At 44.7% G+C, this 15,026-nt stretch carries 14 protein-coding genes; 6 read left to right on the top strand and 8 right to left on the bottom strand.

The annotated features are described in order from the left end of the window. The first annotated feature begins 257 nt into the window (after positions 1 to 257). The gene (locus DSM107010_RS33390; protein ID WP_015156063.1) at positions 258 to 1,286 is read left to right on the top strand and encodes a hemolysin family protein; all 1,029 of its coding nucleotides are present in this window, start codon (positions 258 to 260) and stop codon (positions 1,284 to 1,286) included. A gap of 85 nt (positions 1,287 to 1,371) precedes the next feature. On the opposite strand, the gene DSM107010_RS33385 is transcribed toward DSM107010_RS33390, so the two are convergent. Then, positions 1,372 to 2,868 carry an aldehyde dehydrogenase family protein gene (locus DSM107010_RS33385; RefSeq protein WP_015156064.1) on the bottom strand — a complete coding sequence of 499 codons (1,497 nt, stop codon included), beginning with the start codon at positions 2,866 to 2,868 and terminating at the stop codon, positions 1,372 to 1,374. A 646-nt stretch (positions 2,869 to 3,514) separates the two neighbouring features. Between DSM107010_RS33385 and DSM107010_RS33380 the strand changes: the two genes are divergently transcribed. After that, complete coding sequence (locus DSM107010_RS33380) at positions 3,515 to 4,822, top strand: efflux RND transporter periplasmic adaptor subunit (RefSeq protein ID WP_106168718.1); 1,308 nt, start codon at positions 3,515 to 3,517, stop codon at positions 4,820 to 4,822. A gap of 4 nt (positions 4,823 to 4,826) precedes the next feature. Here DSM107010_RS33380 and DSM107010_RS33375 read toward each other — a convergent pair whose 3' ends face one another. Together DSM107010_RS33375 and DSM107010_RS33370 are read right to left on the bottom strand one after the other, a co-directional pair. Then, a complete protein-coding gene (locus DSM107010_RS33375; RefSeq protein ID WP_106168719.1) occupies positions 4,827 to 7,019 on the bottom strand; it encodes a pentapeptide repeat-containing protein in 2,193 nt (730 codons plus the stop codon). A gap of 51 nt (positions 7,020 to 7,070) precedes the next feature. Beyond that, positions 7,071 to 7,424: a hypothetical protein gene (locus DSM107010_RS33370; RefSeq protein ID WP_015156067.1), complete on the bottom strand. Its 354-nt coding sequence runs from the start codon at positions 7,422 to 7,424 to the stop codon at positions 7,071 to 7,073. A 489-nt stretch (positions 7,425 to 7,913) separates the two neighbouring features. On the opposite strand from DSM107010_RS33370, the gene DSM107010_RS33365 reads away from it, so the two are divergent. Then, on the top strand, positions 7,914 to 8,369 hold the full coding sequence (locus DSM107010_RS33365; RefSeq protein ID WP_015156068.1) for a hypothetical protein: 456 nt from the start codon (positions 7,914 to 7,916) through the stop codon (positions 8,367 to 8,369). Positions 8,370 to 8,478: 109 nt separating this feature from the next. On the opposite strand, the gene DSM107010_RS33360 is transcribed toward DSM107010_RS33365, so the two are convergent. From DSM107010_RS33360 to petB, 4 genes are all read right to left on the bottom strand, one after another. Beyond that, positions 8,479 to 8,847 (bottom strand): hypothetical protein, encoded by a 369-nt coding sequence (locus DSM107010_RS33360; protein WP_015156069.1) that lies wholly within the window; start codon positions 8,845 to 8,847, stop codon positions 8,479 to 8,481. Between the two features lie 180 nt (positions 8,848 to 9,027). Continuing rightward, positions 9,028 to 9,471, bottom strand: coding sequence for an ATP-binding protein (locus DSM107010_RS33355; protein WP_015156070.1), 444 nt, complete (start codon positions 9,469 to 9,471; stop codon positions 9,028 to 9,030). 218 nt (positions 9,472 to 9,689) lie between these two features. After that, a complete protein-coding gene (gene petD / locus DSM107010_RS33350; protein ID WP_015156071.1) occupies positions 9,690 to 10,172 on the bottom strand; it encodes a cytochrome b6-f complex subunit IV in 483 nt (160 codons plus the stop codon). A gap of 88 nt (positions 10,173 to 10,260) precedes the next feature. Further along, positions 10,261 to 10,929, bottom strand: a complete 669-nt coding sequence (gene petB / locus DSM107010_RS33345) for a cytochrome b6 (RefSeq protein ID WP_015156072.1) — start codon at positions 10,927 to 10,929, stop codon at positions 10,261 to 10,263. A gap of 301 nt (positions 10,930 to 11,230) precedes the next feature. Between petB and ctpA the strand changes: the two genes are divergently transcribed. The 3 genes from ctpA to DSM107010_RS33330 all read left to right on the top strand — a co-directional run bounded on the left by ctpA (position 11,231) and on the right by DSM107010_RS33330 (position 13,770). Beyond that, positions 11,231 to 12,466, top strand: coding sequence for a carboxyl-terminal processing protease CtpA (ctpA, locus tag DSM107010_RS33340; protein ID WP_199755939.1), 1,236 nt, complete (start codon positions 11,231 to 11,233; stop codon positions 12,464 to 12,466). 104 nt (positions 12,467 to 12,570) lie between these two features. Further along, on the top strand, positions 12,571 to 13,134 hold the full coding sequence (locus DSM107010_RS33335; protein ID WP_041463346.1) for a DUF2854 domain-containing protein: 564 nt from the start codon (positions 12,571 to 12,573) through the stop codon (positions 13,132 to 13,134). A 45-nt stretch (positions 13,135 to 13,179) separates the two neighbouring features. Continuing rightward, complete coding sequence (locus DSM107010_RS33330) at positions 13,180 to 13,770, top strand: DedA family protein (RefSeq protein WP_015156075.1); 591 nt, start codon at positions 13,180 to 13,182, stop codon at positions 13,768 to 13,770. A 70-nt stretch (positions 13,771 to 13,840) separates the two neighbouring features. Here the strand turns inward: DSM107010_RS33330 and DSM107010_RS33325 are convergent, their stop codons facing one another. Then, on the bottom strand, positions 13,841 to 14,827 hold the full coding sequence (locus tag DSM107010_RS33325) for an ABC transporter ATP-binding protein (RefSeq protein WP_106169348.1): 987 nt from the start codon (positions 14,825 to 14,827) through the stop codon (positions 13,841 to 13,843). Positions 14,828 to 15,026: the final 199 nt, after the last annotated feature.

The following is a 15,026-nucleotide window of genomic DNA, read 5'->3' as shown; positions in this document are numbered from 1 at the left end:
ATTAGCTCGACTTCGTAAAATAGGACGAACAGCAGCAAGTTTTGCGCCAGGAATCCACCCACCACCCCAGCATAGATCAGGGAATAACTACCAACTACCAACTACCAACTACCAACTACCACTTTTCACTGATAACTGATAACTGGTCACCGATCGCTGATTCTGTCTTCTTTTTGACAAAAGATACACCATAAGCCCGATACCTCTACGATGACTTCTAAATTAATAATTATGAATTCTGAGTTCTCAATTTTGCCATGCTTGCCTTAGTTGTTGCCGTACTGATCGTCATTTCTGGTTCTGCCCTCTGTTCTAGCGTAGAAGCCGCTTTATTTTCTGTCTCTACACTTAAAGCCAGACAGCTAGCACAGTCAAAAAATCCTGCCGCAGTCGCACTACTAGCAATTCGCGATCGCATGAATCGCCCGATCGCGACAATCGTGGTTCTAAATAATATTTTTAATATTGTTGGTAGTATTGCGATCGCCCGCATTGCCGAGACAGTTTTAGGTAACACTTTATTGGGGGTTTTTTCTGGACTTTTGACTTTTCTCATCATCATTTTTGGTGAAATCATTCCCAAAACTTTAGGTGAACGATATTCTCAAAGATTAGCGCTCCTTGCTGCTCTACCTGTGACTGCACTGACTTTTATTTTCACTCCCTTAGTTTGGATTATGGAGAAAGTCACAGCACCTTTTACCCGCAAAGAAAAACTGCCGACTACAAATGAATCGGAAATCATGCTACTAGCCAAGATTGGCTATCAAGAGGGAATTATTGAAGATGATGAAGCCGAAATGATTCAGAGAGTGTTTATGCTAAACGACCTCACGGCTGCCGATTTAATGACTCCTAGAACAGCTTTAACTTACTTACGAGGTGATTTGACTCTAGCTGCAAGCCGAGTGGACATAATTAATTCTCAGCACACGCGAATTATTGTTATAGAAGATTCATTAGATCGAGTTATTGGAGTTACTTTAAAAGACGAACTTCTGACCGCAATGGTAGAAGGAAAGCGCGAGCGTAAAATTGCTGAATTCACCCGTAAAGTTCGATTTGTGCCAGAAACGATTCATGCCGATCGCTTGTTGAGAGCATTTCAAAAAAGCCGCAATCACCTCGTCGTCGTCGTCGATGAATATGGCACGGTTTCCGGTGTTGTCACTCTCGAAGACGTATTAGAAATCCTTACAGGGGAAATTGTCGATGAAACAGATAGAATCATCGATTTGCAAGCAGCAGCACGCAACAGGTTAGCCAGAATGTTAAAAATACAGTAGGTTCGGGTTTGCTAACATTATTCAGTCGCTAAAAGTTTGACAATCACATCTATTTTTAACTTTTGACTTTTGACTTTTGACTTGCTTAATCGCGATTATCAATTTGGGCGCGTTGCAAACTCCCAGAATAATCTACATAAACAGTTTTCCATTCCGTAAACACATCTAAAGCCGCAGTTCCCACCTCCCGATGCCCGTTTCCCGTCTGTTTCATACCACCAAAAGGCAAATGGACTTCTGCCCCAATTGTAGGACCGTTAATATAAGTAATTCCAGCTTCAATATCGCGCATTGCCTGAAACGCTAGATTGACATCGCGGGTATAAACCGAAGAAGATAAACCGTATGGGGTGTTGTTGAGAATCGCGATCGCCTCTTCAAAAGAATCAACTTCTATTAGCCCCACTACAGGACCAAAAATTTCTTCTTTCGCTACGCGCATCTCTGGCGTGACTCGATCTAATACTGTCGGTTGAAAGAAAAAGCCATGTGCGAGATTTTCCGTATTAGCTGTCTCCCCACCAGTTAATACTTTTGTTCCCTCAGCACGGGCAATTTCTAAATAATGGTTCACTCTTTGCAATTGGGCAGAATTAATCAGCGGTCCCACTTCAGTTTGCGGATCTGTACCAAGACCTAATCGTAACTGATGAACTCTTTCTAACAACAAGTTAGTAAATTCTTCCTTAATATCGCGGTGGAGGATCAGCCGACTCGTAGCAGTACAACGCTGCCCGCTAGTGCCAAAAGCGCCCCAAACAGCCCCATCTAAAGCCAGTTGCAAATCGGCATCTGCCATCACGATTTGAGCATTCTTACCTCCCATTTCCAAGCAGGAACGCTTGTGAGTGCGTCCGCAAACAGAACCCACTTCAGCCCCCGTTTCCGAAGATCCGGTAAACGACACCAAATTTACGTCAGGATGTTCGACTAACGCCCGTCCTGTCTCTTCTCCCAAACCATGCACGATATTAACAACGCCATTTGGTAAGCCTGCTTTGTGAAATAACTGGCTGAGATAATGAACGCAAGTTGGAGTATCTTCCGCTGGCTTTAGAATGACTGTATTACCGCAAATCAAAGCGGGAAAAGCTTTCCAGCAAGGAATAGCCACAGGAAAATTCCAGGGAGTGATGAGGGCGCAAACTCCTACAGGTATCCGCATTGTCATCGCGAACTTATTGGGCATTTCTGAAGGGGTAGTTTGCCCAAACATCCTTCGTCCTTCTCCTGCCATGTAGAGGGCGCAATCAATGCCTTCTTGCACGTCTCCTCGGGCTTCTGTCAGGGGTTTACCCATTTCCCTGCTAATGAGTTGAGCGAGTTTCTCTTTGTGTTGGAGCAATAATTCTCCTACACGATAAATTATTTCGGCTCGGGCGGGAGCAGGTACGAGTCGCCAAGATTTAAAGGCTTTACGGGCAGCTGCTACGGCTGCATCGACATCAGCAGCGCTGGAACGGGGAAAAGTTGCTACTACGTCACGCCAATCAGAGGGATTGCGGCTTTCTAGAGTTTCACCTGATGCGGCAACCCATTGACCGTTGATGTAATTCTGGCACTCTATCAGGGGGGCGGTCATGAGGCAAAACCTCCAACAATTTCTGTAATTCTATGGTAGTTGGTAGTCAGTAGTTGGTAGTTGACCGCTCACCCTCGCCATGCAACATAAGTTGTTTGTGGAGCGAATGAGAGCGTCGATATCAGTAAAAATACGATTATTTTGTTGATGGTGTTTATTAAAATGACAAGTTTCTATAGTCTTGAATCAAGTGAGTGTGAATTTACACTGTGATTTTAAATACCTAGGCCATACTGATTTTAGTTCCACTAAGTTATAGATCCGAAATTCTACGTAGTTCTCTGGTAGTTAGTTAAGTTTACACAAATTGATTTACAACTTCACTAAAACTGTGCCATAAAAGATCCCCCAACCCCCCTTAAAAAGGGGGGGCGAAGAAATGGTCTAGCTTTCACATTTTGAAAGAGAGTGTAGGGTGGGTATTGCCCACTCACAATAAAACTTGCCATAGAAGATCCCCCCAACCCCCCTTTTTAAGGGGGGCTAAGAATGGTCTGACTTTCACATTTTGAAAGAGAGTGTAGAGTGGGCATTGCCCACTCACAATAAAACTTGCTTATCTATATTAAAACTATGTAATAAATCAGTTTTTATTGCAGTCAAATATTAGAGATAAATAATTAACGTCACAGGTTATCGTCAGACAATGCTTTTATTTGGAAAAAACCCTTTAAATCAATACCAACAAAATTCTAGTCAGAATGATAGCGATCGCCTCATTTTTAACTGGTTTAAAGATATCGGCTTGCGGGAATCATTATTGCTATCAATTTATGCGTTTGGCTTAACTTCAGTCATTTATCTTACTTGCCAAAATAACCGACCTTCATTCGCATCATCAAGTGTTATCAAACAAAATATCCCGGTGGAAAATTTAGAGTTTACTGGTACAGTTTATCCAGCCAAAAAAATGAAGGTTTCTGCTAGTACAGCAGCAGTTATTAAAGAAATCTATGTCGATATTGGCGATCGCATTCAGCCTAATCAACCAATATTAAAATTGGAAAGTCTAGCAGATAGACAAAAGCTCGATCGGTTACGACAGGAGCGATTTGACGCTAATCTAGAAATTGAAAAAGCTCGGCAACAGCGGGAGGATGTGATTCAGGAAATAGCGCAGTTCCATCAGCAAGCATCGCTTATCAAGCGTAAAATCAGTACGATTGGAAAGCTATTTGACACAGAAATACATCTGAGTAAGACTGAATTAAATTTACAATTATGGCAACAACAGCAAGATGTTGTCCAAAAAGCTAAAGGCATATACCTAAGAGCAGCAATGCAGCACGATCGCCTCAAAAAATTAGCTAGTCAGGGTGCAGTATCCTCAAGTGAAATAGAGCGATCGCAAGCTAAGTTAGCTACCGCTAAAACAAATTTAGTTAAAGCAGAAACAGGCGCAATCCTACAAGAAATTGAGCAACAACAACGCCGACAGTGGCAACTTCGCAAACAACTAACGCTACTCGAACACCAACAACAACTTGCTGCGATCGAAGGACAGATACAACTTGCTCGTTCGCAGTCTCGTCAAGCAACTCAGAGGCTAAATCTGCTTCACCAGCAGCGCTCTTTGTTACCAAAAGAATCAGATCTTCTCACAGAATCGTTTCCAGTCACGGCTAAAGCAACAGGCGTTGTTGTCAATTTGCCCGTAGTTGTAGGCGATCGCATCTACGCAGGTAGAAGTTTAGTAGAATTAGCGCAATTAAAATCTTTAAAAGTACGAGTTTCTATTAGTACTAGTTTAATTAATACATTACGTTTAGGACAAAGAGCAGTCGTACAACTAGGCAAAGCAGCTGAAGCCCGACAATTTGAGGCAACAGTCGTGACAATTAATCCGATTCCAGAACAAGATCGGACTCATATAGTCGAGGTACAATTTCAAAACCCGCAGGAAGCTTTATTAGTCGGTCAAACTGCAAAAGTTCGCTTTGTTGCAGAAGAATAGAGCGCTAAGGACAACGTGGATGATATCCTCCGTAAACGCAAATATAAGCAATCTGCTGGGCATCTAAATTTTTCACCTGGCTAAAATTTACACCCTGCACTATTGCTGCTTGAGTATATTCTGGTGGCGTGGCAATGAAGCGATCGCTTGATGCCGGAGGTTGAGGACTAAACAGGATCGTCCCCTGGAAGTCAGCTCCTGCTAAATTTGCTCCGCGCAAATCTGCCATTCGCAAATCTGCCTGACGCAGGTTGATATTTTGCATTTGGGCATGACTTAAATTACTGCTACTGAGACGCGCTAGGCTCAAGTCAGCATGACTGAGATTGGATTTACTCAGATCCGCACTCGATAAATCTGCCCCCTGCCAATTCGATTTGGTCAAATTAGCTGACTGCAAGCGCGTGCCTAAAGCGCTGACGCGGCTCAAACGAGCGGCGTGTAAATTAACATCAGACAAATTTGCCGTACTTAAGTTCGCTCCTGTCAAGCTAGCATCTACGAGAGTTGCTGCTTGTAAATTAGCCCCTACGAGTTGGGCGCTACTGAGATTAGCATGACCGAGACTAGCAGCAGATAAATTGGCTTGGTTGAGATTTGCCTGCATCAGCTCGATCCGTTCCATCGGTACGCGGCTGAGATTAGCTTTAGTTAGGTTAGCACCCTTCATCTGGGCATGGTTCAAATTGGCGATCGCGTCGTCAAAAGTATCCCAGTGCCGATCTGCCCCAGCGTCACGCCACTGGCTGGCTGGTAAAGTAGCACGGTTCAGATTAGCGCCTTTGAATACTACGCCAGCAAAATTGACTCGTTCTAGCTCTAGAGTAAAAGCCCGATCTTGACTGGTGCTAGGAGCGAGATTAACGCGGCTCAAATCTATGCCCTGTAACCTACCACCATAAACTGCCAGAATTTTAGCGATCGCCTGTTGAGTGGCTTGCAATTGTTGCGTCCGTTTAGCTAATTCGGTAGGGCTACTACTATAACGTCCGGCAGCTATTTCATTTGCGATCGATTGATTCAAGCGCTGTAAGTATGGCAAAGCAGCGGAACCAGAACTAACCAAAGCTTGCTGTACTGTGCCGATAATCTCGTGGCGTTGCTCTTGTCCGAGCAGATCGACAAGTAACTGAAGTACCTGCGGATCGCCAATCGTACCCAAAGCTAAAATTGCCCTTTGGCGATCGCTCAGGGTAGTGCCACGAGCATCTAGGTGTTGAATTAGAGTGAGAAACTGCGTGCTTTTATTCTCTGCTAACTGCCGCTGGTATTTTTGCGCTTGAATGTAGATTTGAATTCCAATCAAGGTTCCTAATACTGCCACCATGCAGGACAAAAAAGCTAAAAATAGTAACACATTAGGATGTTGGCGCATCAATTGCCACCAACTACGCCGCACTTTTGGTTTAGTGGTGACAGATTTACCAACTGATGGCTGAGGCTGTAACCGAGGCGAAGGACTACTATAAAGCCCCCTACTCCCCGCTCCCTGCTCCCTACTCCCTATTAACTGTTTCGCTCTAGTCCCAGGCAAAATAGTCATAGCGCGATTGGCATCTACCACGTAAGTGCCTGCAATTAAATCGTGCCAACAGCGACGCTGACGGTGAAAACGGGCAGTCATGCCTTCACCTAGTACGAAGAAACAAGACAAGCCGAAAAATATGCCCAAATGAGGAAAAGCCGTCGCCCGCCACATAATATAGGCTACGGAGAGTGGTAAGCCCCACATTCCCAAAGCTTCTCGGATCGCGATCCGCGATAGACCTGGAACCGTGCCAGCAGCAGAAACAACCCGTACCCCCAACCAGCGCTTGGGTAGAGTACTGCCTGTTTTTCCCAGCAAATACAGCTGCCATCCCCCTACTAACAAAGGAGTGACGACAGCGACAGACCAAAATATATTCGTCAGGGGTGTGACGAGACGGCGATCGCTCGGCTCGGTGGATATAGTTAGGGTACTGGCGATCGCTTTTTGAGTGAGGGCGACCACTGGATTTGGGGTAACTTGCTCCCCCGATGGCTCTAATTTTGCTTGTTCTCCCAAGCTATAGGGTATCAGTCCGCTGAGTGCAACGAGCGATACTTCTACTGCCCACGCGGCAAAGCGTCTAGTTGCTAATGGTAGCGGTTTGCTTTTCGCCTGCACCGAACGACGAGCGCGATTGGCATTTCTCCTCACACTTGAATTCGCCATCTTAATAGTTCCCCTTATCTTTGTTTTCACTCCTCGATCGCGGGCATCAAGCTATCGGTTATTTGTTTCAGCTCGACTGACAAAAAACCGATATCCCACATACAACACCAATGCCAGCACTCCTAAGCTGATGACAGCTGCTACTAGGTTTAGCACCGCTCTGAGAATTGCAATTCCAAATACAGCTCCAACACTTATGACTATAAGCTTGCTGACGCTCGATAGATTACGAAACCAGTTAAAAAACTGTCCCAAAGGCGATGGCTCGCTAGCAGCGATTTTTGTCTCTTGTATTATTTGAGGTGTTGCAGGCTGCGGTCTTGTCACCTCCGCAGATGCAGAATTAGCTTCTCTTTCTAGTTGTTCTAAGCGTTGTTGCAAATCTCGATCTGATTGAGGATTCATATGCTTTTACCAAAAAGTAAGAGAGTGGTGAGCGGTTACAAGTCACGAGTCACCAGTCACATGTCGGAAGCATCTAGCCACCAGCCACTAGTCACTGCTCACTGCTCACTGTTATTAGGGCGATTGTAGCTAATGCAAAGCACAACTACACACTGACTTGGATAGGAAAACTTGACAAACAACTATATATGTTTGTTATGAATGGTTTTCCGCCCAAAAAATGGAGAAATTACGCAAGTTTTTGAGAAAATTCAATTGTTATAATTAGATTCAATAGCAGTTCAACCGTCTCTGTAAATTAATTGCAAATTACAGCTATAACTCTATCGGAAGATGCAGATTTAGCGGCGGAGGTTATGAGGTAGTAACAGATTCAGCCTTGTGATAGTTGCAGTAGATTCAAGCATTTGATTCTCGAAAAGCAAATAAATGACCTGCATTTCAGGTGGTTTAAACCTAGTAATTTAAAGTCCATAATGGATAAATAAAATGACAAAGCAAGCTACTATGTACAAGTTAATAAAGTGGAATATACTACCTTCCGTTTTAATTATGAGTTGTGCGACCGCAGCTACAACTTTCGCTCAGGAAGCAGTGGTAAAAGTTCCCCCCCAATTAGAAGCAGACCCCTTAGTTGTTAAAGGTAGATCTGGAGGAGAAAAAAACAGCGATTGCGGTAACATCAGTACGACTCCCAGTCAGGTGCTACAAGTACCAGAACCTTTACCATATCTCAAGCTACAAGTACAGAGCGAAGGAGAACCTACACTACTGATTGAAGGACCAGGAAAACGACGTTTTTGCGTACTGGCAGATACAGCAGCAGGAGAAGCTCCCGAAATATCAGGTTACTGGGAAGCAGGAAAATACTCGCTATACGTTGGCGATCGCACTCAAGGACAATATCCCTATACCCTTTCAATCTCTCAGAAAAAAGGTGAATAGATTTGTCATTCGTCATTTGTCATTGGTTAACACTGCACTCACGACCAATGACAACTGATAACTTTGTACAGGCGTTACATGTAACGTCTCTACACTGACAACTGAATTATCACTCTTCCGAGCTGGCTGCGACTTCCACGGCTTGCACGTCAATCGTCCCTGGAGGTGTTAAGCGACTCAACTTGCCTTGCTCTACTTTCAAGAGTTCGCCACAACTAGGACACTGAAGTTGGGTACGATTGAGTGCTGCTAGTTCGTAGCTACACACCGGACATTCAGACTGAACGAGGTTGCGTTGCAGCCACCAGCGAAACCAGACGAATGCGATCGCGGGAGCCAACAACAGCAGTCCCATTAAAATTAGAAATGAGTTGACCAACCAGCCAAGACCTACCGCACCCAATAACCAGATGAAGAGGAATAGGGTGAGCCAACCGGAGAGGCGGGAAAAACTAAGTTGAAAAGACTTGAGGCTCATGTTCTTTCTATTAAGCTGCTCTGCCTCTAGGATAGCTAGGGGTCGGGAGTTTTAGGGGCGGGTTTTCAGCACACCTATCGAAGAGCAAACAATTCTACGGTTAAACCCGCCCGTACAGGGGAGTAGGAGAATTGTAAAAAATTTGTCATTAATTACACAATACCAATTACCCTGCGCGATTTATGTCTTAACTTCTTGGCGGTTTTTATCGCTTTTTACAATTAGTAAGCAGTTTCTGCCGTCAGCAGCCCGTTCGTATACGACTCGATCTGCTAAGCGCCGCAATAGAAACCAGCCATAGCCTCCTTCTTGTAAGGTTCCTGGTTTAGGTTCGGCAATTGCATCGGGGTTAAAAGGCTGACCCCGATCCCAAATTCTAATCTCAATGCGATCGCTCCATAATAACAGATCGATATCTATTGCCGTTTCTCGCGGTAGGGCTTGATGGGCGTGTCTGACCGCATTCGTAAATCCTTCTGCTAAAGCTAAATTTAAGCGATATAGTTGACCCTCAGACCAAGGTATTTGACCGCTATGTTGAAGACAAAAATCTTCAAACCAGTCTTGTACCTGGTTCAGTAACTTTAAATCGCTACACACCCTCAGATGATTTTGCTCCAACATGCCACGGCTTGACCGCGATCCGATGTTAATTGCTTGCCAACTCAATAAATGTTTACTTATTCTTTTTTTATTCTGTAATCGCGACTACTATCAAGTCTCTGTAACTAAAATTGACACCTGTTAACGTTTCTCATTCGGTAGATCCACTTTTTGAGAAACCCACAGGTGTCAAGACAAATCTGTACTTAATACACTTGATTAAGTGCAGAACTGAACAATTAGAACAGACCGAAAGTGAAAGATTTGTCAATCGGGAAAGCAGCACCAATACCGAGCCACAAGGTAACTAAAGTTCCAACTAAAAACACAGTTGTTGCGACTGGACGGCGGAAGGGATTTTGGAACTTATTGACACTCTCAATAAATGGAACCAGAATTAACCCCAGTGGTACGGAAGCCATCAGCACGACTCCCAATAATTTATTGGGGACTGACCGCAGAATTTGGAATACTGGGTATAAATACCACTCAGGTAAAATTTCCAGAGGCGTAGCGAAAGGATTTGCTGGTTCGCCTACCATTGCTGGGTCTAGTACGGACAAAGCGACTATACAAGCACCCGTTCCCAAAATTACCACAGGGAAAATATAGAGCAAGTCGTTAGGCCAAGCAGGTTCGCCATAATAATTATGACCCATGCCCTTAGCCAGCTTGGCACGTAATTGAGGGTCGCTCAGGTCTGGTTTTTTTAGTGTTCCCATCTTTAAAGTTGTTCTCCTTTGTTTCAGTTATCAGTTATCGGTTAACAGTTAACAGTGACAACTGATAGCTGTTAACTGCTAACTGTAATTACAACGGACCAGAAATACCTTGCTTGCGGATCATCAAGAAATGCAGCAGCATGAAGACAGCGATCGCCCAAGGTAAGACAAAGGTATGAGCGCTGTAGTAGCGAGTTAGCGTTGCTTGACCTACACTCGAACCGCCGCGCAACAAGTCAGCAATGAGAGTACCGACGACTGGAATCGCTTCTGGTACACCACTAACGATTTTTACCGCCCAATAGCCGACCTGATCCCAAGGTAAGGAGTAACCCGTTACACCAAAGGAAACGGTAATTACTGCCAAAATTACGCCTGTTACCCATGTCAGTTCGCGGGGCTTTTTGAAACCGCCAGTTAAGTAAACTCTGAATGTATGCAAGATCATCATCAGCACCATCATGCTGGCTGACCAGCGGTGAATGGAGCGGATCAACCAGCCGAAGTTTACATCCGTCATGAGGTACTGTACGGAAGCATAAGCTTCAGTTACAGTCGGTTTGTAATAAAAAGTCATGGCGAATCCAGTCGCAAACTGGATTAAAAAGCAAACCAGGGTGATACCACCGAGACAGTAAAAAATATTGACGTGTGGGGGGACGTACTTACTGGTTACATCTTCAGCAAGAGCCTGGATCTCCAAGCGCTCCTCAAACCAGTTGTATGCTTTTGAATCAGTTACCTGTTTACTAAACATCAACCAAAAGTTCCTAAAAATGGATTGCGTCTGTTCAAATTCCCGATTGTCTTTGCAGGGATCGTCTTTTCAAGGTTTCTTAATGGCTGGAAATCCAGTCATTTCGATCTTAATCGCGATCGCGAACAATTTGCTCGTCCAGACTGCATCAGATTCTATAAAAAAAGTAACATAGTCGAGAGGACAGTTGGAAGAAGTCGGAAGTCGGAAGTCGGAAGTCGGAAGTCAGAATTTGCTTGCTCCCTACTCCCTGTCCCCTGTTCCCTAGTTCCACTGATAACTGAGTAACTGATAACTGATGATGTCAAAGCGAATTTTCCAGATCGGAGTTTTGTTGGTCATGCCAATTCTGCTAGCGTTGAGTATTTGGACTCAGCCAGCTACCGCCATCACGGAAGAGCAGAGAGTGGTAGTAGAAGCATGGCGAATTGTCAATCGCGCCTATCTGGACGATACGTTTAACCATCAAAATTGGTCGGCAGTACGGCAACAAGCACTCAAACAACCCCTTGACAACCCAGAGTCAGCATATACAACAGTCGAGAAAATGCTGGCAAGTTTGAACGAGCCTTTTACTCGCTTTTTACGACCAGAACAGTATCGTAGTTTACAAGTTAATACTTCTGGCGAACTGACGGGTGTAGGACTGCAAATTGCCCTCAATTCCAAAACAGGACAGTTAGAGGTCGTAGCACCAATTGCTGGTTCTCCAGCGGAAAAAGCAGGTATTCAATCTCGCGATCGCATTCTCAAAATCGATGGTATCCCGACTACCCAATTAACTCTTGATGAAGCAGCAGCCAAAATGCGGGGTCCGGCAGGTAGTAAAGTCCTGCTGATAGTAGAACGGGATGGTTCGCCAAAAGAAATCCAAGTAGCCCGCGATCGCATTGCTGTCAATCCCGTAGTTGCCCAACTCCAAACCTCACCTAGCGGAGCAGAGATCGGCTACATACGCCTGATTCAATTTAATGCCAACGCCACAGCAGAAGTTGCCCACGCGATCGCCAATTTAGAAAAACAAGGTGCTGACGCATACATTTTGGATTTACGCAATAATCCTGGAGGCTTATTGCAATCGGGAATTGAAATTGCCCGTCTGTGGTTAGATGAAGGCACAATCGTCTATACGGTTAACCGCCAAGGTATCCAAGGAAATTTTGAAGCTTTTGGCTCGGCATTAACTCACGACCCCCTAGTCGTCTTAGTCGATCGCGGTACGGCTAGCGCCAGTGAAATTCTCGCTGGAGCGCTGCAAGACAACAGACGAGCAAAAATTGTTGGTGAAAAGACGTTTGGTAAAGGCTTAATTCAATCTTTGTTTGAACTATCGGATGGCTCGGGTATGGCTGTTACCGTTGCCAAATACGAAACCCCAAATCATCGAGACATTCACAAGCAGGGCATTGTCCCAGATCTTAACGTAGCAACCGATCGCCTCAGTCGCGACCAAATCGCCACGGCAGCAGATCCACAATATTTAGCAGCAGTAGAATTATTGGACAATACATCAACAATTGCTAAAAGTGACAAGTGATTTGTTGGTAGTTGGTAGTTGGTAGTTGGTTGACGATTGACTGCTCGTGCGCTCCCTGCTCCCCGATCGCTGATAATAAAGCAGAAGTTGTTAAGCGATCGTGTATGTTGCGACAAGTATCTTTAGGAAAGCTAGGTTTAGTTGTTGGTGGTTTAATTACAATTGTGGGATTCGTTGCCTATTTTATTGATAATCCCACACTCAACCTTGTGGGTTTTTTTTATGGCATTCCCCTTTTATTAGGAGGTTTAGCTTTGACGGCAGCGGAACTGAAGCCAGTGCCATACACTCAACCAACTTCCCCTGAAGTAGTTGCTTTGCGCCAACAGCAAGCTACAGCAACTCAAAATCAAGTCCGTCAGGATATTACCCGCTATCGTTACGGTCAGTCAGCTCATTTAGATACAGCGTTAGAACGGCTGGGACTTGCGCCAACGGATGAAGAAAGACCGATTGTTAAGGGCGTGCGAGAAACGCAAATCGATGGTGCTTATGGGTTAATTTTAGAATTTGATTCTCCTTTCGTGACACTGGAACAGTGGCAAAAAAAACAAGACAAAATGGAAAGTTTTTTTGGTCCTGGGATACGTATTGAAGTCACACAACCTACTGAAGATGAGATTGAAATAGCAATGATTGCGGCTTCTAGTCAAGGGACTTCCAGCTAGGTGTTAGAACAGTAACTAACATAATATTTAGCAGGAAGCGATCGAATGCTTGAAGGAATGACGGATGCTATTAACTCTTTTGGATATCTGGGCATCTTCCTGCTAGTCTTAATCGCTCCAACTCCTCCAGAAATTGTTTTACCCTTCGCGGGCTTTTTAGCTGCACAAGGCAAGCTCAGCTTGCCACACGCGATTTTAGCTGGAGTTTTGGGTTGTACTCTATCAATCGTACCTTGGTACTTAGCAGGTAAATACTTGGGCGAACGGCGCTTGAAAGTATTTGCTAGGCGCAACCGTAAGTGGTTAAAACTGTCCTTTGGAGAAATAGAGCGAGCCAAACAATGGTTCGATCGCCACGGTGGGAAAACAGTCTTTTTTAGTCGCCCCATCCCCAGCGTCCGCACGTTAATTGCGCTACCAGCAGGTATCAGTGGAATGAGATTGCTACCATTCTTATTCCATGTCATATCTGGTGAGGCAATCTGGCAAACTGCCTTAGCTTACGCTGGATACCTGCTTGGTAGGCGTTATGAAATTGTCGTTTGGTATACTGCTCCCATTGCCAGAATTTCAATTGCTGTACTACTGTTAGTACTTCTGTTCTGGTTAATTAGGCATAATAGATCGAATAGTTAAACTGCGGTGACGTTAAGCTAGTTTACCAGCGCGATCGCCTGCCAATCACTTACACCCAGCTCCCTACTCCCTACTCCCTGCTCCCTGATGTAGCAGAAATTTGTTGCAAGAAAAACTCTTCCAAAGAAGGACGAGACAAATTCATGCCAACAATCTGTCCGCCGAGAGAACGTAACTTTGTCAGAAAATCGTAGGGCTCGCCGCTAAGTTCGCCTTTCCAAGTCCCATCAGCTTCTACTTGCAAATTAGTTAACCATTGGCGGAGTATTTCTACATCACCACCTTTGCCTTTGACATGATAAGCATCAGTCGTTCCCAATAATTCATCCAGGGAACCGCTACAAATTAAATGTCCTTGGGATAAGATGGCAACGCGATCGCAAATTTGCTCGACTTCAGACAAGATATGACTGTTGAAAAAAATAGTCTTGCCTTGAGCTTTGAGAGAAAGAATAATCTGTCGCATCTGGTAGCGCCCTAACGGATCTAAACCAGACATCGGCTCGTCTAAAAACACTAATTCAGGGTCATTAATCAAAGCTTGTGCCATCCCTACCCGCTGCACCATACCCTTAGAATATTGGCGGAGTTGCTTTTTGCGGGCAGCAATTAAAGGCAGTCCGACTAATTCCAGCAGTTGAGGAATGCGCTGACGTTGAACGCTGCGGGGAATTTGGAACAGTCCCGCTGCCATTTCTAAAACTTCCCAACCAGTTAGATAGTCGTAGTAATAAGCATTTTCTGGTAGATAGCCGATGCGTTGTTTGATTGGGCGATCGCCTAAAGGTTGACCTAATAATAAACCTTGTCCGCTCGTGGGGCGAAGAATACCCAATAATAATTTTAATAGCGTTGTTTTACCCGCTCCATTGGGACCTAAAAGACCAAAAGTTTCGCCCCGATATACCGTTAGAGAGCAACCTTTGAGCGAGGGAATTTTCTGATTCATCCAAAAGCCAGTACGGTAAACTTTTCGCAACTGAGAAGTTTGGATGACTGCTGGGCGCTCGGAAGGATTAGATTCAAAAGTAGGCGAATCAGTAGTAACAGTCTTCATCGCGTCAAACTACCTTTGCTCCAAACAAAAATGACAACAGTTATTATGGCTCACTCGATCGCCCAATGCCGACAGCAATCGCACCTATTTCTTTCTAGTTAAGGCTTGGTTTGGCAGCAAGACAAGGGAGAGGGGGGAGACAAGGGAGACAAGGGAGAGGGGGGAGACAAGGGAGACAAGGGAGAGGGGGGAGACAAGG

This window comes from Chroococcidiopsis cubana SAG 39.79 (genome assembly GCF_003991895.1).
GTDB lineage: Bacteria > Cyanobacteriota > Cyanobacteriia > Cyanobacteriales > Chroococcidiopsidaceae > Chroococcidiopsis > Chroococcidiopsis thermalis.
The sequence above is the reverse complement of the archived record's forward strand: the minus strand, read 5'-3'. Positions and strand labels throughout refer to the sequence as shown.

Excerpts from the sequence above, each read along its gene's own strand:
- DSM107010_RS33390 (WP_015156063.1), top strand. The coding sequence starts at position 258 with ATGCTTGCCTTAGTTGTTGCCGTACTGATCGTCATTTCTGGTTCTGCC.
- DSM107010_RS33355 (WP_015156070.1), bottom strand. The coding sequence starts at position 9,471 with ATGTTGGAGCAAAATCATCTGAGGGTGTGTAGCGATTTAAAGTTACTG.
- DSM107010_RS33325 (WP_106169348.1), bottom strand. The coding sequence starts at position 14,827 with ATGAAGACTGTTACTACTGATTCGCCTACTTTTGAATCTAATCCTTCC.
- DSM107010_RS33375 (WP_106168719.1), bottom strand. The coding sequence starts at position 7,019 with ATGGCGAATTCAAGTGTGAGGAGAAATGCCAATCGCGCTCGTCGTTCG.
- DSM107010_RS33370 (WP_015156067.1), bottom strand. The coding sequence starts at position 7,424 with ATGAATCCTCAATCAGATCGAGATTTGCAACAACGCTTAGAACAACTA.
- DSM107010_RS33335 (WP_041463346.1), top strand. The coding sequence starts at position 12,571 with ATGTTGCGACAAGTATCTTTAGGAAAGCTAGGTTTAGTTGTTGGTGGT.
- petD (WP_015156071.1), bottom strand. The coding sequence starts at position 10,172 with ATGGGAACACTAAAAAAACCAGACCTGAGCGACCCTCAATTACGTGCC.
- DSM107010_RS33330 (WP_015156075.1), top strand. The coding sequence starts at position 13,180 with ATGCTTGAAGGAATGACGGATGCTATTAACTCTTTTGGATATCTGGGC.
- DSM107010_RS33365 (WP_015156068.1), top strand. The coding sequence starts at position 7,914 with ATGACAAAGCAAGCTACTATGTACAAGTTAATAAAGTGGAATATACTA.
- DSM107010_RS33385 (WP_015156064.1), bottom strand. The coding sequence starts at position 2,868 with ATGACCGCCCCCCTGATAGAGTGCCAGAATTACATCAACGGTCAATGG.
- petB (WP_015156072.1), bottom strand. The coding sequence starts at position 10,929 with ATGTTTAGTAAACAGGTAACTGATTCAAAAGCATACAACTGGTTTGAG.
- DSM107010_RS33380 (WP_106168718.1), top strand. The coding sequence starts at position 3,515 with ATGCTTTTATTTGGAAAAAACCCTTTAAATCAATACCAACAAAATTCT.
- DSM107010_RS33360 (WP_015156069.1), bottom strand. The coding sequence starts at position 8,847 with ATGAGCCTCAAGTCTTTTCAACTTAGTTTTTCCCGCCTCTCCGGTTGG.
- ctpA (WP_199755939.1), top strand. The coding sequence starts at position 11,231 with ATGTCAAAGCGAATTTTCCAGATCGGAGTTTTGTTGGTCATGCCAATT.